The sequence below is a fragment of the Nostoc sp. genome (assembly GCF_036917095.1).
Taxonomy (GTDB): Bacteria; Cyanobacteriota; Cyanobacteriia; order Cyanobacteriales; family Nostocaceae; genus Nostoc.
The window spans coordinates 1-20,043 of record NZ_JBALFH010000056.1 but is presented as its reverse complement, the minus strand read 5'-3'; the positions used below and the strand labels follow the sequence as shown (position 1 = coordinate 20,043).

At 39.9% G+C, this 20,043-nt stretch carries 15 protein-coding genes; 10 read left to right on the top strand and 5 right to left on the bottom strand.

Annotated features, from left to right (window positions below; genetic code table 11):
* Positions 1-365: 365 nt before the first annotated feature.
* The 6 genes from V7L01_RS32875 to V7L01_RS32850 all read left to right on the top strand — a co-directional run bounded on the left by V7L01_RS32875 (position 366) and on the right by V7L01_RS32850 (position 6,250).
* Positions 366-734, top strand: a complete 369-nt coding sequence (locus tag V7L01_RS32875; protein WP_335042502.1) for a Nif11-like leader peptide family RiPP precursor — start codon at positions 366-368, stop codon at positions 732-734.
* Between the two features lie 121 nt (positions 735-855).
* Positions 856-2,043 carry a radical SAM protein gene (locus V7L01_RS32870; RefSeq protein WP_335042501.1) on the top strand — a complete coding sequence of 396 codons (1,188 nt, stop codon included), beginning with the start codon at positions 856-858 and terminating at the stop codon, positions 2,041-2,043.
* 65 nt (positions 2,044-2,108) lie between these two features.
* Positions 2,109-3,005 (top strand): hypothetical protein, encoded by an 897-nt coding sequence (locus V7L01_RS32865; protein WP_335042499.1) that lies wholly within the window; start codon positions 2,109-2,111, stop codon positions 3,003-3,005.
* A 49-nt stretch (positions 3,006-3,054) separates the two neighbouring features.
* Positions 3,055-4,047 carry a hypothetical protein gene (locus tag V7L01_RS32860; protein ID WP_335042498.1) on the top strand — a complete coding sequence of 331 codons (993 nt, stop codon included), beginning with the start codon at positions 3,055-3,057 and terminating at the stop codon, positions 4,045-4,047.
* Between the two features lie 51 nt (positions 4,048-4,098).
* Positions 4,099-5,340 carry a cupin domain-containing protein gene (locus tag V7L01_RS32855; protein WP_335042496.1) on the top strand — a complete coding sequence of 414 codons (1,242 nt, stop codon included), beginning with the start codon at positions 4,099-4,101 and terminating at the stop codon, positions 5,338-5,340.
* On the top strand, positions 5,333-6,250 hold the full coding sequence (locus V7L01_RS32850; protein ID WP_335042495.1) for a cupin domain-containing protein: 918 nt from the start codon (positions 5,333-5,335) through the stop codon (positions 6,248-6,250). The genes V7L01_RS32855 and V7L01_RS32850 overlap by 8 nt, the downstream gene beginning before the upstream one ends.
* A 107-nt stretch (positions 6,251-6,357) precedes the next feature.
* On the opposite strand, the gene V7L01_RS32845 is transcribed toward V7L01_RS32850, so the two are convergent.
* From V7L01_RS32845 to V7L01_RS32830, 4 genes are all read right to left on the bottom strand, one after another.
* A complete protein-coding gene (locus V7L01_RS32845) occupies positions 6,358-7,215 on the bottom strand; it encodes a nucleotidyltransferase domain-containing protein (protein ID WP_335042493.1) in 858 nt (285 codons plus the stop codon).
* A gap of 225 nt (positions 7,216-7,440) precedes the next feature.
* Positions 7,441-9,597, bottom strand: a complete 2,157-nt coding sequence (locus tag V7L01_RS32840; RefSeq protein WP_335042713.1) for an NHLP family bacteriocin export ABC transporter peptidase/permease/ATPase subunit — start codon at positions 9,595-9,597, stop codon at positions 7,441-7,443.
* 116 nt (positions 9,598-9,713) lie between these two features.
* The gene (locus V7L01_RS32835; protein ID WP_335042491.1) at positions 9,714-11,156 is read right to left on the bottom strand and encodes an NHLP bacteriocin system secretion protein; all 1,443 of its coding nucleotides are present in this window, start codon (positions 11,154-11,156) and stop codon (positions 9,714-9,716) included.
* Between the two features lie 74 nt (positions 11,157-11,230).
* Positions 11,231-12,271, bottom strand: coding sequence for a cyclic nucleotide-binding domain-containing protein (locus V7L01_RS32830; RefSeq protein ID WP_335042489.1), 1,041 nt, complete (start codon positions 12,269-12,271; stop codon positions 11,231-11,233).
* Positions 12,272-12,961: 690 nt separating this feature from the next.
* On the opposite strand from V7L01_RS32830, the gene V7L01_RS32825 reads away from it, so the two are divergent.
* From V7L01_RS32825 to V7L01_RS32815, 3 genes are read left to right on the top strand one after another with little or no spacing between them, the layout of a single operon-like run.
* The gene (locus tag V7L01_RS32825; protein WP_335042487.1) at positions 12,962-13,735 is read left to right on the top strand and encodes a DUF928 domain-containing protein; all 774 of its coding nucleotides are present in this window, start codon (positions 12,962-12,964) and stop codon (positions 13,733-13,735) included.
* Positions 13,736-13,738: 3 nt separating this feature from the next.
* Positions 13,739-16,021, top strand: a complete 2,283-nt coding sequence (locus V7L01_RS32820; RefSeq protein WP_335042485.1) for a CHASE2 domain-containing protein — start codon at positions 13,739-13,741, stop codon at positions 16,019-16,021.
* Positions 16,014-18,683, top strand: a complete 2,670-nt coding sequence (locus tag V7L01_RS32815) for an NHLP bacteriocin export ABC transporter permease/ATPase subunit (protein WP_335042484.1) — start codon at positions 16,014-16,016, stop codon at positions 18,681-18,683. The genes V7L01_RS32820 and V7L01_RS32815 overlap by 8 nt, the downstream gene beginning before the upstream one ends.
* A gap of 231 nt (positions 18,684-18,914) precedes the next feature.
* Here the strand turns inward: V7L01_RS32815 and V7L01_RS32810 are convergent, their stop codons facing one another.
* Complete coding sequence (locus tag V7L01_RS32810; RefSeq protein WP_335042481.1) at positions 18,915-19,082, bottom strand: hypothetical protein; 168 nt, start codon at positions 19,080-19,082, stop codon at positions 18,915-18,917.
* 9 nt (positions 19,083-19,091) lie between these two features.
* On the opposite strand from V7L01_RS32810, the gene V7L01_RS32805 reads away from it, so the two are divergent.
* Positions 19,092-19,988 carry an MFS transporter gene (locus tag V7L01_RS32805; RefSeq protein WP_335042479.1) on the top strand — a complete coding sequence of 299 codons (897 nt, stop codon included), beginning with the start codon at positions 19,092-19,094 and terminating at the stop codon, positions 19,986-19,988.
* Positions 19,989-20,043 lie beyond the last annotated feature (55 nt).

Genomic DNA, 20,043 nt, shown 5'->3' with positions numbered 1-20,043 from the left:
TGCTTCTCAAACCGTATTAGGCGACAAATTTATTATTTCAGAGGGTCAAAGCTTGTTTCATCCCCTCAACCGCACGCTTCAGCTTCTTTTAGTGATTCTCATTCTCACTGTTAAGAATGTCTAAGTAAATTCACTAATTTTCGATTATGGAAACGCAATGAACGCACTACGTTTATAGCATTTGGAGTTAAAATATTTTTTAAGAGTAGCAGTAAATTTACTCGATAGATAGAGCAATTACATATACTTAAACTTTTAGATCGGAAAACACTTAACTTTTCTTAACTTTTAAATATCGACAATAGCTGAAAAGTTTGCATATACTGAACGGGAAAAATCCCAAGCCATTCTGAGAAGGAGTAACAATGTCACAAGAAACAGTTGTTCAGTTCTTTGATGCTGTTTTTAAGGATACATCTTTACAGGGAAAACTGAATCAGAGCTTTGCTGCGATCGCACCAGACGCTCTGATTCAAATAGCACAAGAGAATGGTTATAGTTTTACAACTGAGGAATTAAAAGCAGCTTTACAACAGGCAGAGCTGTCTGATGAACAGTTAAATGCAGTAGCTGGAGGCAGACCAGCAGATTTTGTTCGTGAAGGTGGGCCACCGTGGGTACAAAACCAGTCCTATGGCTCTGCAACGCCAGATGGAGCGGGTGAAGAAGCGATTAATTCTGCCACAGAGTCGTATCCTTCTGCTGTAGAAACGTTTCGCTCGCTAGCAGATTAATCATTAGCGATTGCCTTTAGCTTGGTTGACTAGGAGATTTCATGAATGCTGAAGTATTCCTAATGAACCAAGCTGACTCATAACTATCAGTACAATCTGGAAGTTCCGATTGGAAGAACGTATGACATCTAAAGAGAAGAAAAAAGTTCAATTTGTAATTAAGAGTTCTAAATTCTGTAATCTTCGCTGTCGTTACTGCTATGAATATGCGGAGTTAGGCAATCGTGAGGCGATCGCGCCAGAGCAATTAGATAAGATGTATGCTCACATTGCTAGTTATTACAGTCGCCTCGATTGCCCAGTAGATATTCAATTTATTTGGCATGGAGGCGAACCTCTTTTACAACATCCAGACTATTACTGGCAAACCTTTGACCGTCAGCAACAATTTTTTGGAGAGCTAAGTAGTTCTGTGACAAATACTGTTCAGACTAACTTGACTGTACTGAACAAACAACATATCCACTTGTTGCGAGAGGGATTTGACGGTGTAGGGGTTTCTGTAGATTTATTTGGGGGATTGCGTGTTAATCAAGCAGAGGTAGACTCTCTAGAGATTGTGTTGGCAAATATGGATCGTTTACGATCTGAAAAAGTTAACTTTGGATGTATTACAGTTCTGACAAAGTTAAATTTGTCGTATGTGGAAGAAATTTATAAATTCTACGAAAAAACAAAAATACCCTTTCGAGTGTTACCACTTTTCAATGGCGCTTTTGATGGACAACATCAAGGATATGAAATAAGTGCTAGTGAAGTTTTAAATGCTTATCGTACCTTATTTGACCTCTGGTTAGAAAGTAAAAATCCGGTGATAGTTAGACCAATTGTTGATTATATTAAACAGGTAATTCGTCATTATACTTCTAACGCTAAACCAGACTTTTATAATAAGCGAGAATGGGAATATATTTATCTAGTTAATGTCAACGGTGACGTTTATAGCTATGCTGATGCTTACAATAGTGAATTTTGTCATGGCAATTTATTCACGACTCCTATGGAAAACATTATTTTTGGCTCTGGACATGAAAAAGCCATAATTGCAGCAGAAAAGCGCATGGCATCTGCGTGTCATTCATGCGAATACTTTGGTAGCTGTAGCGGTTATCCTATTGCTGAAGAAAGCGTAATTCACAATCAAGTTGATGCGGATGGAAATGCCCACTGTACAAAAGAAAAAGGAATTTTGCAATACATTGAAAAACGTTTGAAAGAAACTGGAATCATCAACCCAATAACGCGCCAAGTAAATATCAAGCAAGAATATATTTCTAAACATATCTTGGGTTTAGATATTGCTGTATGATTCTGAGAAAACGAGAATTAGGAATAAGCTTTTATAAATAACAGATATTTCTTTGAGAAGATGCTATGTTAGCCCAAAGTGAATGGACGTGTATACAAGAAGGAATCAAGCTTTTTTTGGATGCTAACGTAGATAACCAAAGCCCCAGATTTTGGTTAAGTTCAGGGACAATACAGGAAATACAACCTGTGTCGGATCGCATCAAATATCGACCTGGTGCGTTTTTACCGAAAGAACCTTGGAGAGAACCAAGCTTAACAGAATATCGTCGCCTGAGCGCTAATGAACAAATCTCGCACCTTGGCTCGTGGGAACTGGGTTCTTATATTGGTGTATGTCGCTTTCCAGATGAAGTTTTAGCGCCCTTGGAAATAATACTCGAAGAGTTTAAAACAAGAACTGAAACGCTTCAATATTATCCATCTGCTAGTACGCACCCAGATTACGAAAGTGCGATGCAGAAAATTATTAATTATTCTCACCGTTATTGTCTATCAAGTGACGAACCAAAACTACTAGGTTTACGAGTGACACTGCCCGGATTACGCACACTAACAATGGAAGATGCAGACTATTTTGTAGGAATGCACCTTGATAGTTGGGATCGAGCGCCTCTTCGTCGCAGACATCAATCAAGAAATCGTATCTGTATTAACTTAGGACGTGAAGATCGGTTCTTCTTATTTATCAACCTTCCACTGATGGAGATGTTCAAGGCTCTAGGCTTATCTGACGACGAGGTTTATCAGCATTATCGGGGGACAACGGTAGGCGATGAGTTTATGAAACTATACCCTGACTACCCGATCGTTAAACTCAAAATAGCCCCTGGAGAAGCATATATTGCACCCACAGATAACTTAATTCATGATGCATCTTCTCTGGGCAAGCAATATCCTGATATCACTTTGTCTTTTCTTGGCTATTTTGGAATTCAATCTCAGCAAAATCAGGAATGCTAAGTTCAAAAGCGAAAATAGTTTTTGAGTAGAGAGTTTTAAGTAATAAACTTTGCTAACACATATTGTGATACACAAAAATAATTTTACAGAACTAGACCAGAGTCCGGTTTTAAATTTACAAAATGCAATTAAAATCTTTTGTGATGTAAAATCAGATATTCAAAGCCCTCAAATTTGGCTGAGTTCAGGGATAACGCAGGAAATAAAACCTGAATTAAACGATCTCAACTATCGCCCTGGGGCCTTTGTGCCCAAAGAACCTTGGAGAAAACCAAGCCCAACAGAATATTGCTACCTTCATGCTAACAAATCACTCTCGCAAATTGTCTCATGGGACTCTAGTTTACATATAGGATTATGCTCTTTTCCAGATAGAGTTTTAGCACCATTTATAGCAATACTTGAGGAGCTTGAAGCAATATCTAAAGCAACGCTTAATGAATATAAAACTATTTTTAGGCATCCACTTTGGGAAAATGGACTTACAGAAATTATTAAACATTTACAAATTTATCGTCTAGCCTATAACAGACCAGAAGTAATAAGCTTTCAAGTAACCCAGCCTGGATTAAAAACAGTCACACCAAAAGTGATTAGTATAATCACACAGCCGGAATTGAAAACAGCAATTAAAGACGATTCTATCAATCCTTCTGAAAATCTTTTGCTTGGGATGCATCTTGATGGATGGGATCGAGAATCTCTCCGTTTGAAATACAAGTCGAGGAATCGTCTTTGTATTAACTTGGGACGTGAGGATCGCTTCTTTTTATTCATTAACCTGACATTGATAGATATGCTCAATGCTTTAGGTTTGCCAGACAAGGAAATTTATGAGGATTATCAAGAAACATACATAAGAGATGAGTTTATGAATCGATATCCTGACTACCCGGTTGTCAAACTCAAAGTAGCGCCTGGAGAAGCTTATATTGCGCCCACGGATAATTTAATTCACGATGGATCTTCTCTGGGCAAGCAATATCCTGATATCACTTTGGCTTTTCTTGGCTATTTTGGAATTCCATCTCAGCAAAATTAGGAATGCTAACTGCAAAAGCGAAAACAGTTTTTAAGTAGAGAATCTTAACCCATGTCTAACCGAGATTTCGATTTTGAAAAATTGATTCATCCCATTGACACAACTACCTTTTTTGAAAACTATTGGGAGCAGCGATCGCTCGTTCTCATCCGCAAACAGGCAGATTACTATTCCAACCTTTTCTCAATGGAGTATATTGACGATCTTATTAGCTTTACTGATTTAAAATCTGATGACTGTAGAGTGTTTAAGACTGGAGAAGACGGATGTGTTGAAACCTATACAGGAATGGGAGCTAACCAGACCAATTCCTATGGAGCGAATCAATTTTATGACGCATACCATCAAGGTCATACATTCTGTATTGACAAGATTCACGATCGCAGCAAGCCAGTTGCTATTTTTCGTCGGAATCTGGAAGAATTTCTGAATCATCCTGTAAATATCAACTTGTACTTGACACCTAAAGGTGCTAAAGGATTTCCACCGCACTATGATACACATGACGTTTTCGTGCTTCAAATTGCGGGATCTAAACACTGGCGAATTTATGACTCTTTCTCAGATATGCCGCTAGTTACTAAGGGCTATGTAGTAGATCGGGAAAAACTTGATGCACCGTTGCATGAAGTTTGCTTACAGCCTGGTGACTTATTGTATATTCCTCGCGGTCATGTTCATGAAGCAATTACTTCAGAAAACTCCTCATTACATCTCACTGTAGGAGTTTCTGTCTTTGAGTGGGCAACTTTAATTAATGAGGCGATCGCATCTGTCGCGGAGCAAAACGTCAACTTTCGCAAAGCACTACCAGTAGGCTTCCTCCATCGCAGCGAAGCAAAGGCATCGATCAAACACCAATTAGCACAACTGCTGCAAATCCTTGCTGACAGTGCCAATGATAAAGATGCGATGGAACGGTTGACGAAACGTTTCATCGGAGCGATGTCTCCATTACCTGATGGACATTTTATCAGTTTGGATGCAGTTAAGCAGATTGACCCCAACACTACCATTGCTAGGCGACAGGGAATGATTTGTCAAATCACAAGTAAAGCAAACTCAGTGATGATTCAATTTCCTGGAGGAACAATTGAAGGCCCAGCGCATATTGAGCCAGCGCTTCGCTTCATCGCCAATTCAGAAGAATTTCTCGTCAAAGACCTTCCAGGCATCCTCAGCAACAATAGCAAATTAGTTCTAGTGCAGCGTTTACTCAAAGAGGGACTATTAAAAATTCAACAGCAATCGACAAGCACAACCGAAAGTCTGAAGATTACAAATAATGTCTAATCCAGATTTTGATTTTGAAAAATTAATTCAACCTATCGATGCAAACACTTTTTTGACAACCTATTGGGAGCAAAAACCCTTTGTACTCATTAGAGAAGAGACAGATTACTATACAAGTCTCTTCTCAAGGAAAGATATCGACAATATTATCTGTTTCAGCAATCTGATACCTTCTGACATCGAAATTGATTCCCTAAATAATTCTAAAGATTTTAAACTTTCTGATTCATCTCCATTTCCTAATATTAATTACCTCTACAAAGCTTACTCGCAAGGCAATACTTTGCTCATCCACGAGCTTCAGAAGCATTGCAAGCCAATTGCTACTTTCTGTAGACATTTAGAGGAATTTCTCAATCATACTGTAAATGCTAATTTATATCTGACGCCTGAAAATTCACAAGCCTATTCAACGCACTTTGATTTAAATGACGTTTTCATTCTTCAATTAGAAGGTTCTAAAGTTTGGCGTATTTATGATTCCTTTTTAGATTTACCCATTGCCGCTCATGTTCAATCAATACCAAAAGAAATACTTGACGCATCGCCACGCGAAGTTTATCTGAAGGCTGGTGATTTGTTGTACCTTCCTCGTGGTTGTGTTCATGAAGTGCTAACACACGAAAGTTATTCATTGCATCTGACAATTGGGATTGATGTGTTTAAATGGAGCCACCTGATTACTGAGGCGATCGCATCTGTCACCGAGCAAAACGTCAACTTTCGCAAAGCATTGCCAGTAGGCTTCCTTCATCGCAGCGAAGCACAAGCATCGATCAAAGACCAACTAGCACAACTGCTGCAAGTCCTGGCTGACAGTGCCAACCATGAAGATGCTTTAGAAGGGTTGGCTAATCGTTTTATCAAACCACCTCTGAAAATAGGGGAGAAGTTATTCAAGGATTCTTGAATTGGTATTAATGGGCAGCCATAGCATTTTTATCAGAAAACTTTAGGTAGTTCGAGTGATTTTGCTGAATATAGCCTTTCTCACTTGAAGGAAGATGGCAATAAATATCACATCGCTAATCGCCGATTTCCATACCATTGGCTCAAATCAACCTCAATCGCCTCAAGAATTGCGATCGCCTCGGTTATTGATTTCGCATCGGCAGCTAACAGTGCAAACACTCGCTCAACCCGTGTTTGGTAGTCCTGCGGGCAGATAGCAAACCTATTCGCAATTGCCACCGCACCCTTTTCATTCAATAGGTAATCTTCATTCAGCGCGAATAAAACCTGATTAATACATGCCACACTGCGGAAACAACAACCTGCTGCGTAAACAACATCATTGCGTGCGATCGCCTTTTTGGCGATAAACAGCGAGAAACTTATTTCCCAAGCAAAAGTATCAATAGTTGCTTGTTTCAATTTAACTGGATAAAGCTCTGTCTTTGCCTTCAAAGTTTCTAAAACGCGATTGGGGTCGTAAAGTGGCTGACAAATAGCAACTTCCCCCATATAAATCGAAGACACAAAGCCGTGAGGATGCCCTGGTTGATAATCAATAGTAATTTGTCCAGCATGGCAATCATCAATGATACGATTGACTTTCGCCAAATCGCGATAGAGAAAATCTACAGCTACACCTTCCACTTTTAGCCAGCCGCCACCATTAATCCATTTTCCCCATTCCCCAATCGCAGTAATCAAATTTACGCGACGGTTATCATCAATCTCAGAGGCGAGGCGATTTAAAGCAATTAAATCGGGCGGGTTTTCTGGATTGTAATAAATCCCCAAATCTACATCTGACTTGTTAGTATGGTTGCCCCGTGCCCGTGAACCACCTAGTGTAATAGCCGTAATTCCCTCAATTGACTGCAAACTAGAAACAATATGGTTGATGAATTGAGGCAATTCTTTATTCATAGAGCGATTGTTGGATTTACATCGCAGGTCATTTTATATTTTAAAAGCATCGCTACATAAATCGATAATCCGATTGAATAAAGTTAAATCGGATTGCTATATCAGCTTTAATTTATTTATTGTTACTTTAACGCTAAGGACTAATGTTGTAACGTTACGAACTAATGTTGTAACGTTAAGGACTAATGTTTGTACAGAAGTGCGAATCTAATCTGCAAGCATAACCTAAACACTTGCCTGCTCTGACTGAATCAACTTTGCATAAAAACCATCAAGCTGCGACATTTCTTTGTGAGTACCCCGTTGCACTACTTTACCCTGTTCTAGAACAATGATTTCATCACAGTCGCGGATGGTACTTAAACGGTGAGCCACAATAATGCAAGAACAGCCTCGATAGCGCAGATTTCGGTCAATATTTTTTTCTGTCTCTGCATCTAAGGCGCTGGTTGCTTCGTCCATAATCAGAATTGTTGGATCGGTGACTAATGCACGAGCAATTTCTAAACGTTGGCGCTGTCCGCCACTGAAATTAGCAGCCCCTTCCAGCAAGTTACCTTCATAGCCCCCAGGTAAAGCTAAAATCACTTCATGAATGGCAGCATCTTTGCAAGCTCGGACTAATTGAGAATTTGAGACTGTATCATCCCACAAAGTTAAGTTATCTCGAACACTGCCAGCGAACAGAAAAATTTCTTGTTCTACCATTGCCAAGGAATTAGAAAGTACTGCCCTCGGAATTTGTTCTCTAGGGCTACCATCAAAGAGAATTTCTCCCGACCAAGGTTGATAAAGTCCTGCAAGCAATTTGGCAACTGTTGATTTACCAGAACCACTACCACCAACTAGGGCTACCCGTTGTCCTGGTTTTAGCTGAAAACTCAGGTTTTGAATTAGAGGCTCGTCAGCGCGTGAATAGCCAAATGTAATGTTTTTTAATTCTACATATCCTTTAAGTGTGCAGTCTGTTGGAGTATTTAAATTCTCATTTTCTCCTTCTGGATCGGTTGGGTTTTGCAACACATCATCCAGGCGATTTAAGTCTCCTTCTAGTTCCTGTAGCATACTACCGAAACTGACCAGAGAGTTGACTGGAGTCAAAAAGCTAGTTATTAAACTTTGGAAAGCAATCAACATCCCAATGCTGAGATGCCCATCCATAACTCGTAGGCTCCCAATAAATAGAACTGATAAGGAGCTTAAACTAGTCAAAAAAACAGGTAGAATACCTAGCACTTGATTGGTAATGCCTAACTCTTGTTGAGCATTGAGAAATTTTGTGTAGTAGCCTGACCAACGAGAGAAGAAATCAGACTCTAACGCTGATGCTTTGAGAGTTTCCATACTTTGAAGGGCAGCAATTTCTGTACCTGCAACTTTGCCCTGGTCTTGGATGATTCGCATATAAATATCTTTGCGTTGCTGCGAAATCCACTGCAAAGTCAAGATATTGATCGCGGCAAAACAAATAGCGATCGCAGTCAGAACTCCATCATAAGCAAACATGATTATGGCATAAAACACCACCATTACAGTATCAATTACAGTCCTGGCTAACTGCCCCGAAAGCACTTGAGCAACTTTAGTATTGATATTAATCCGAGTGCTGATTTCTCCAGCAAATCTTTGGGCATAAAACCCCACTGGCAAACGGAGAATATGGTCGATGAATTGCCCAGACATCTTTACCGATAACTTAATATTTAGTTTTCGCAAAAACCGTCTTTGTAGTAATGTCAGTAAGACTTGGATAATTACAGTGATTGTCATCCCCAAAATCAATGGACGCAACCAGTCTGTACGATTTTCCACCAAAACGTTATCTACAAAAATCTGATTAAAGACGGGTAAAACTAATCCTGGAATAACTAAAAAAAATCCTGCCAGGAAACAATAAAGAATAGCTCCCCACGAACCCTGTAGGCGGTCAAGAAGTGAAGCTATCAAGCTAGGCTTACGACCCCCGCGTTGGAATCCTGGCCCTGGTTCCATCATCAGGACAACACCTGTATAGGCTTCATCAAATTCTTTCAATGAAACTCGCCTCGGCCCGCTACCTGGGTCATTGAGATAAACCCAATCTTTTTTAAATCCTTCTACTACTAGAAAATGATTAAAATTCCAAAACACAATATATGGCGGACGAAGTTCTTGTAATTGTGTCAACTGCTTTTTAAAACCTTTGGCTTGCATTCCATAGTTTCTCGCAGCTTTAACAATGTTAGAAGCTTTACTGCCATCACGAGAAACACCGCAATTTTGACGCAGTTCTGCTAAAGGTACAATTTTATGATAATAAGCCAAAATAATCCCAAGAGCTGCGGCTCCACATTCCACCGCTTCCATTTGCAATAGGGTGGGAGTTTTGACACGGGATGGGATCTTACTTTGTGCGGCTCCTAAATTTGATGATGAAGCTTTTTGGCGTAAGGGATTAAGGTTTTGAATTGAGGATACAAATTGCTGAATCAATAGCACAAGACCATTCCCCTAAAACTTTAGTTAATGCCAGTAAATTCTCGTAGTATGGGTAAGATATAAGTAATTGGTGCTTGCTCTGCTACTTTAACTCGGACATTGGTAGTTGTCCCCGCAGAGATGTTTAATTTTGGCCCTTGGGAAGAAGACCAACGATAGCCGTTAAAGGTGGATGGAGTTAGTTCCATTTCTGCTCGGATTTCTATGTCCCCGCCGTCAGTTGACAAGATGTTTGTTACTAAGTCAGGGTTGCCAATCACAGACTTTGCGCCTTCTCTAGTCACAGGTAAAGGGGAAACAGAGGTAACTTTGCCAACAATCCCACCAAAGCGTTCTCTTTTCACAGAAGCAGGGGTGATTTGTACGGTCATTCCTGGTTGAATCTGTTTGCCATCTTGAACATTAAAGTAAGTGACGGCGATTAATGGGGTCTTTTTATCGCCGACGTTTAGGGTGACAAGAGAAGTTTTCGGACTAGTAACTTGTCCTACAAAGCTAGTAACTTCTAATACACAGCCGCTATTGGGGCTAATAATTTGACTATTATCTAATATTTGTGTTTCTAGTTGAGCGATCGCTCGATTAACTTCTTGAATTTGATTAATTTTGGTATTGTGAGTTTCTAGATTTTCTTGCTCAATCTGTTGGCTCTTAGTATCTAAGTCTTTTAATTGCGCTTGCAGCTCGCTTAAAGAATTGAGATTTTGTAAGTATCTCTGTTGTGCTTCTGTTTCTTGCACATCTAACTGTTTGATCTGCGCTTTGATATCAGATATAGTTTGCAGTCCCTGTTTGTATTCTTGCTCTGCTTGTAAATATGTATCTTTAGCAATGGCTCCCGCATTTACGAGTTGCTGGCGCTTCTGCAATCTATCTTTCAGTACAGGTTTAAGAGCTACAGCATCATTGAGCTTTTGTTGTAAACTAATGCGTTGTTCGCGAATGGCATTTAAATCTTTTTCATAAAACGCAGGCGTAAGAGTCTGAGTATCCCGCAAACGCTGGATATAACTAGCTTTAGTAGAAGCGATCGCTTCTTTTTCTTTAGCAGTCCGTTGTCGCTGAAGTAATGATGAATGCTGTTCTTGCCTTTGTAATTGCCCTAGTTTTGAGCGTTGTAGTTGTAATTGCTGTTTGAGATCGGTGGGATCGATTGTTGCTAGGATATATCCTTTATCTATACATTGTCCTGTTTTGACATTCAGACTTTTTAACTGTCCTGAGATTGGCGACTCAAAAGTTACAACTTGATTGGGTTGAATCAGTATTCCCTTTCCTGTCACTGTTATCGGAATACGTCCAAAAATACTCCAAATTAACCCAAGTAAAATAAAAATACCTAGCGTAGCCAGAGGTAACCAATCTATAGGGTTAACTATTTGCATTAACTGATCCAATCTTTCTGGAGAAGATAAACGCTCCAGCGATTCTTTACGAAATATATTTTCTCGATTTTCAGCCATTCATTTTTTAATTCGTAATTCTAACTGATATTAGGGAATAGTAAATAGCTAAATAATTTAACCTCCTGCCTCCTTCAAGATTGCCTATTGAGACGTTTAATCATCCAGTCAAATCTAGCACCTGCTAGGGCGGTATTGTCTAATGTATCTAAGTTGAGTTCATCTTCAACTTCAATATCTTCTGCTAAAAATCGATCTAGTTGATAAGCCAATGTTCCAAATCCCCGGCGGAAAAGGCGATCGCGAATGCGATCTACTAAAACTACAGCGATCGCTCGGTAAAAACGTGCTGCAAATCCTGGATCTTGCTTTAATTTTTCAGCTAGTTTGTGTTGGGGAAGAGCCAGTAATACAGAAGATTCTGCTGCCTTGACTGTGGCAGAAGCAGTTGTTGCTTCCACAAAAGACATTTCCCCTAAAATTTCGCCTTTGATTGATTGAGCAATTTCTTTTTCGGTAGCTTCATTCTGTAGGGTAGTAACAAAAATCCCTAACTTGCCATCTAACAATATATATAATGCCTCAACAGGTTTTCCTGCTTCAATTAGCACTTTACCTGGATTGACTTTAGTTCTTATTCCCTGAGAAATCATCCAATCAATATCGCCATCGTTCAAAATAGCAAACACAAACAAAACCTTCCGCAACGCTTCTCCTGGAACTACTTTGTTCTTGGCAAGAAAATCGGTGAGCCTCCGCAACTGTTGTGACATTAAAATAGATAATAGTTGATAAAAATTGGCAGCAAATTCTGTATCATGCTCTAGCTTCTGGAGTAATAATTGCTTTGGTAATGCTAATATTTGTGAGGTTTCCAGAACTATAAAAGTGCTAGAGGGAGGACGATTATCTACAAAAGACAAAGCTTCTACAAATTCTCCTGGCGATACGCGATCGATTTCTTGCGAATCTTTTATATTCCCTGTGGGAGAGACGCAAATACTTAACGATCCTTCTAACAAAATCTCTACTGTATCAATAATCTCTTGACCTTCTTTGATGATTATTTCACCAGTACGATATTCTCTACATTCACCTACGCTGAACATCCAATTAATATCGCTTTTTTTAAATGCAGCAAAGTTTTTATTATTTAATAATATTTGTTTAAACATAGCTTTATTTAAACTTCATAAGGGGTAAAATTAAATCATTTATTGCAGCTTGACTTAGCTGGCTGACAAAATTAGCAAAAATTTAGGAATAACAAAGTTTTTCAGAAAACAGATTAAGCCTCTTTTATTACTGAAGGCAGAGGGAAAATAGAAGTCAGGGTTAGTTAAGAAAATAAAAATTGAACTCTAATAAACCAGCTTTATCTGCTGAGTTCAGAGAATACTCTTTTAAACTTGTGCCACTTTAGATATTGAACTTGCGTGCTTAGAGCGAATTGCAACTATACAGTTTAAACTTAGTTGACAATATTCGTCCACAAATTTTACTGTTGGTACGGATGGACGAGACTTGATCGTGCTCTGTATCTATCTTTGAAGAATTGTAAATTTTATACCACTGGCAGAGCGACAAAACAGGGCTAAGTGACATAAGCAACTAAAGTTACCACATAGCTAGTACAACTAAGCCAATGATATGAGACTTATTGCATTTGCCTTCTTGCGCTCACTTATTACTTATGCCAAGTTATACCCAGTTTCATTATATTTTGACAAGTTTTTTAACCAATTTTTTAGATAGGAAGTTAACATAGATTTACTTATTGGTAGCTAATATTACTCAATATCAGCTTTTTGTGCTGTCATAAATATCTCTGTTTGTTCAAAGATTGAAAATTAATAGGACTTAATATGAATTGGATACAAAAATTTGTAAACTCTACTGCATTTCCTATAACTTTGGTATTACTGATTTCCAGTTTGCCCAAAATTGCGATCGCTGAATCACCAGTAACACTTAAATCTCAGAAACTTCAGAATTGGCAAATTAGTCAGAACTTTATCCCACCAAATCGAAAAGCACCACAAACTACGGCTGGTGGAGCAACTCGCGGGGGAGATGAGTGCAGTTTAGAGGGTAAAAAAAGTTTAATTGCCTTAATGCCTGCAAATAAATTAGGTTTAACTATTACAGAACGTCCAACATTTTATTGGTTTGTACAGCAAATGCCATTACAAACTGCTCAATTTTCACTTCTAGATGATGAGGGTATACTTTACAAGACGACTTTTAAACTTCCTAATCAATCAGGAATTATTGGTTTTACTCTCCCAGCACAAGCACCAAGTCTCAAAGTTGATAAACAATATTACTGGTATGTAGCGATCGCTTGCGATTCAGAGGAACCAGAGCAGAAAATCACCGTTGGTGGATGGGTACAACGAATCCAACCAACTCCCGATTTATTAAGGCAATTATCTAAGACTAATCCAAAGCAACTTTCCCAAGCGTATGCCAAAAATGGTATTTGGTACGAAGTACTACATACTTTAGCGCAGCAACGTCTTAACAATCCTAGCGATCGCACTGTCATGGCTAATTGGCAAGCATTATTAGAATCAGTGGGTTTAAAAAACTTAGTTTCCAAACCTTTAGTAAATATCTATAATCCTCAGACTAAGTAATTTATGTGGAGTCAGGTAAAACGACTACTTTGGCAATGGCGCGGTATCTTCATCGCTGCTCCTAGTGCCGGAGCATTTGTATTAATTCTGCGCTTGAGTGGATTATTACAAATGTTGGAATTAGCAGCGCTGGATCAAATGTTTCTGTTACGTTCTCCAGAACCTATCGATACACGAATTGTCATTGTAGAAATTAACGAATCTGATGTCCAAAAACTTGGTAAGCGTGGTTATTGGCCTTTACCTGATGCTTTGCTAGCACAAGTTTTAGAGAATTTAAAACAACAAAAACCCAGTGCTATTGGTTTAGATTTATATCGAGATTTACCAGTAGGATTTGGGCATCAATCCTTAGTTAAAGTCTTTGAATCTACACCAAATTTGGTTGGCGTGCAAAAAGTAGCTGAAAGTGAAGATAGTTCGGCAGTTGCGCCACCACCAGCCCTGAAACAACGCGGCCAAGTAGGTGCAAATGATTTTCCCTTAGATGGAGATGGGAAAATTCGTCGGAGTTTGATGTATTTGTCCGATAAAAATGACGAAAATGTGTTTAGTTTTGCTTTTAAACTTGCTTATCTTTATTTGAGCGATCGCAAAGTTGATGTCGGACAAACAAAAGATAATTTAGTTAAAACAGGTAATGTCATTTACCCTTTATTTCAAGGTAACGATGGTGGTTATGTTCGGGCTGAAGATCGGGGTTATCAAGTACTGATAAATTATCGAAAATCTCAGCCAAGTTTTCTGCACATATCTCTTATAGATGTGTTAGAAAATCGTATCCCTAAAAACTTAGTCAAGGGACGCATTGTGTTAATTGGCTCCACAGCAGAAAGCCTCAAAGATTTATTCTATACACCTTATAGTAGTACTATTTTAACTCCACCTAAACGGATGGCTGGTGTAACTATTCATGCCAATGCCATTAGTCAAATTTTAAGCGCTACTTTAGACAATCGCCCATTAATAAAAACATGGAGCAAACTAGAAGAATGGTTGTGGATTTTTCTTTGGGCAATGATTGGCGCAATATTAATCTGGCAACAACGATATAGCGGCTCCTCTAAAAGAAAATCATTATTACCTTTAATTAGCATTTTGTTAGCAGTATGCTGTCTTATCGGTAGTAGCTATCTCATTTTTATAACAGGTTGGTGGATTCCTGTGGTTCCACCATTAATTACATTAATTGGTTCCGCAATTGCTGTTACTGCTTACGTTGCCCGAACTGCGGGAGACATCCGGAAAACTTTTGGTCGTTATCTTACCGATGAAATAGTTGCTAATTTATTAGAAAATCCTGAAGGTTTGAAACTTGGTGGAGAGCGCAAAAAAATTACTATTCTTACTTCTGATTTAAGAGGTTTTACAGCTACCTCTGAGAGATTATCAGCAGAAGAAGTGATTAAAATCATTAACTTTTATTTAGGACATATGGCAGATGTGATTACTCAGTATCACGGCACGATTGATGAGTTTATGGGTGATGGTATTCTAGTTTTATTCGGCGCTCCCATCAGCAGAGAAGATGATGCTACAAGAGCGATCGCTTGTGCTGTGGCAATGCAACTAGCAATGGAAACTGTGAACAAAAAAATCCAGCAAATGGGATTACCAAAGTTGGAAATGGGTATTGGGATTAATACAGCAGAAGTAGTAGTAGGTAATATTGGTTCAGAAAAACGAACTAAATATGGCATTATCGGCAATCAAGTTAATTTAACCTATCGCATTGAATCTTATACAGTCGGCGGACAAATTTTTGCTTCGGAATCAACAATTAATGAAGCTGGTTCTATTATCAAAGTTATTGGAAGTAAAAAAGTACAAGCTAAAGGGGTAAAGCAACCGATTAAGATTAATGAAGTGGGTGGTATTGGTGGAAAATATAATTTGTATCTTGCTCAAGAAGAAGAGATATTTTTTGAACTGGCAGAAGCAATTCCCTTGAAATATGCAATGTTGGATGGAAAAGATGTAAATAGCACTGTCGTTGAGGGAAAGTTAGTGAAGCTTTCAGCTAAGGGGGCGCAAGTATGTTATAACTCAACGGTAAATTCTGTGGTTTTACAGCCATTTACTAATCTCAAGCTGAACTTATTTATGCCCACTAATACCGAAGTGAGCGAAGATATCTATGCTAAAGTCTCAGACAAGACGGCAAAGCCAGATAATTTTTATATTTGCTTTACTAGTCTGCCGCTAGAAGTGGAAGCGCAACTTAATGCTATACATGCTATACACCTCCGACAAAGAACCATTGTACCTCTAACTTCAGATGAGTGATTCTAAGTTACTGCTCGCAAGCAATCAATCTTTAGTATTAGATAATCCCCAACTAGTTTGGCAAATTCAATCCGGTGCGATCGCTCTATTTGCTATTCCTATCGAGCAAGGAATTGAAGGTGTTCGTCGCTATTTATTTAGTGTAAATCCTGGAGAAGTCTTGTTTGGAATATCGGGTAATAATCATAAATTTTTGGCGATATCTGTAGAAGATACTGCGCTGTTGCAATTAACTGTACAGGAATGCGAGCAATGGATACAGGGGAAAGATGAGGCAGAAATTTTTTTCAATTTAGTGCATTGGGAGAAAAAAATTCGTAGTTGTGTAGGCGATACTTCCTCTACTGAGTTAGTTTTTTCCCAAACTGAAAAGCTGGATAGTTGGAACACCGTTCAAGTTATTCTTGAGCAAATACACGATGAATTCTGCCAAACTTTAACTCAAATAGAAGAAAAAGAATCAGCAATAAAATGGACTCAATTTCAAGCACGGAAACAGCTTAACTATCAGCTAAAAGTTAGTGCCTTAGGAAACTTGGCATCAGTCCTCAAACCTAAGCAAGCTGAACTTATACAAGAAGGTACGCCATTATTAATTGCCGCAGGTGCAGTGGGTAGGGCATTAGGGATTAAAATTCAGCCACCTCTGCGTTCTGAAAATATGAATCGGATTCAAGAACCACTAGAAGCGATCGCTCGTGCATCCCGAATTCGCATCCGCCGGGTATTGCTCAACGATCGATGGTGGCAAAAAGATAGCGGCCCTTTATTGGCATACACTCATCAAGATAACCATCCTGTTGCAGTGTTACCAGCAGGAGTGGGAAAATACGAAATTTTTGACCCCCAAAAGCACACTCGCATACCTGTAAATACTGATACTGCTCAACAGCTAGCTCCCTTTGCCTATGTGTTTTATCGTTCCTTACCAGATCGAGATTTAACTGCGATCGGCTTAATTGTGTTTGCCTTTAGGGGGCAAATTCGAGAATTGGCGATTATCTTCCTGACAGGAAGTGTCGGCGCATTATTGGGAATGTTAACCCCCTTAGCAACTGCCATCCTCATCGATTCCGTGATTCCTGATGCAGACAGAGGGTTGTTAGTGCAAATCGGATTGGGTTTGATAGCCGCCAGCTTTGGTACGATAATTTTTCAAATTGCCCAAGGTTTTGCCAGTCTGAGATTGGAAAGCAAAGCCAGTTTAGATGCTCAAGCAGCCTCATGGGATAGATTATTTAATCTGCGGGTATCTTTCTTTCGTGAATATTCAATTGGGGATTTACAATCTCGTGTTTCTTCGATCGCTAAAATCCGTCAGAAACTCAACGATACAGTACTACGCTCAATTTTTACTAGTTTCTTCTCCCTACTCAATCTGGGGCTTTTATTTATCTACAGTTCCAGTCTCGCTTTAGTTGTGGTAGCCATAGCGTTAGTAACAATCGCCTTGACTACTATCTCAGGTATACTTAGCCGTCAGAAGTTGCGTTCTTTAGAAGAAATAGAAGGGGATATTTTTGGTTTTACTGTCCAAATGGTTGCTGGGGTGTCTAAACTGCGAGTCACCAATGCAGAAGACCGCGCTTTTGCCTATTGGGCAAAAAAGTATACTCAACAGCTACAACTCAAGCTGAGTACAGAGGTGATTGAAGATGTCTTAGCTATATTTAATACCGCCATGCCAACTGTCAGTTCGATACTTATTTTTTGGCTGGCAGTCATGTTAATCGCACAAACCCCATCTCAAAACGGCACAGGACTATCTACAGGTACATTCCTCGCATTTAATTCAGCCTTTGCCATATTTATTGCTGGGGTAACTCAACTAAGTAACACCATAGTCAGCATATTAGATATCAGCGTTTTCTGGGAACGTGCAAAGCCCATCTTTCAGGCTCAACCTGAAATCGACCTCAGCAAAAGCGATCCAGGGCGATTAATGGGTAAAATCAAAATCGATCGTGTGACCTTCCGCTACCGAGAAGATGGCCCCCTTAATTTACATGATGTGACGATTCAGGCAGACCCAGGAGAGTCGGTCGCTTTGGTAGGGCCTTCTGGAAGTGGTAAATCAACTGTTATTAGGCTGTTATTGGGTTTTGAAACGCCAAAAGATGGCACGATTTACTACGATGGTCAAGACTTATCAGGGTTAGATACATCAGCAGTACGGAGACAGATTGGTGTCGTGCTGCAAAATGGTCGCATCAATAGCGCTTCTATTTTTGAAAATATTTCCAGTGGTGCATTGGTGACAATGGAAGAAGCTTGGAAAGCGGCGCGGATGGCTGGGTTTGCCGACGATATTCAGTCAATGCCAATGGAGATGCACACAGTCATTTCGGAAGGGGGTACAAATCTCTCTGGTGGGCAACGACAAAGGTTACTAATTGCTCGTGCTTTAGTATTAGAACCAAGAATCCTGATTTTTGATGAAGCTACTAGTGCTTTAGATAATCGTACTCAAGCTATAGTTAGCGCAAGTTTAGACAAGTTGGGAGTAACACGCATCATCATTGCCCATCGTCTCAGCACTATCCGCAACGCTGACCGAATTTATGTGATTGAATCCGGTCGGGTTGTACAGCAAGGTAAGTTTGAGGAATTAGTCAATCAAAACGGCTTATTTGCTAATCTGATGGCACGACAAATGGCTTAAAATCCTTTAACAGTTTGCGGATGATGATTTCGCGCAAATCGCAACAGGATGGCAGAAAACCTCAGCCAAGTGCAAGAACGAGTTCTCCTTATAAATTTGGCTATATCTAAGTAAATCGGCACAATACAAACTGTGTAAAGAAAAGTAAATAAGCCTCAAACTCTCTTTCCCCTGCCCCCTGCCCCCTGCCTTATCCCAACAATAATAATTTACGCCGACCTACTTATATCATTAGCGGAGTTCAGCAATACCTCTAGCGAGGAAGGTTTGCCAAACCAAAAACTGATAGCATAATTTACCAAGCGTCACAAACGGGCAAAACGATCGCTCTACCTCATGTGTCGGGACTGGATACCACTCGTTGTCCCGCTCCTCGAATGCTGAAGTAAATACGTGCATACCGCAGTTATGACAACCTCTGCTTGGAGTCCGCTCCGTAAATCTTTGTTTCGCGATCGCTGGATTGCCTCAATTGTCTCCAACATTGGCGGTTGGATGGAGGACACGGCGGGAGCTTGGTTAATGACTTCTCTCACCACCTCTCCCTTGTTGGTGGCACTCATGCAAACAGCCGCAACTTTGCCGGTGCTGCTGTTAGGATTACCAGCCGGAGCAACGGCAGATATTTTCGATCGCCGTCGGTTACTACTGTTTTGGCAAGTCTGGATGCTGGTGGCTGCACTGATCTTGAGTGGATTGATTTTTGCAGGTAAAATTACACCTTGGTCACTGCTGGCACTAACGTTTTTGCTCAACTTGGGAGCGGCAATGAATGGCCCAGCTTGGCAAGCTATTGTACCAGAACTAGTACCGCGATCGGAACTTATGGCTGCGATCGCTTTAAATAGTGCTGGGTTTAACATTGCGCGAGCAGTTGGGCCTGCGATCGCAGGTTTTATATTAGTGGCGGCAAATGCGGGAGTCGTCTTTTTGATTGATGCCCTCTCTTTTGTCGGGGTAATTTTCATCCTTTACCGTTGGCAACGCAAACCGTTTTATGAAAGCGCCCTGCCCGCAGAGCGAGTATTGGGTTCTATTCGGGCTGGTATTCGCTATGTCCGTTTTTCTCCCGCCCTGCAAGCCGTGTTAATTCGAGCGGCTGTTTTAACTAGTTGCACGAGTGCTTTGTTAGCGTTACTGCCTTTAGTAGCACAGCAAGATTTGCGCCAGGGAGCAAGTGGGTATGGTTTACTACTGGGTTGCTTTGGATTGGGGGCGATTCTCGGTGCGATTTTGATGCCACGAGTGCGGCAACATCTTACAACCAGTAAACCAAAAAGTTTTTCTCCAAAGAGCGATCGCTAAAACATTGGTAGTTTATAATACTAGTAAATACGTAATCCTCTAACCAGCAGACAGA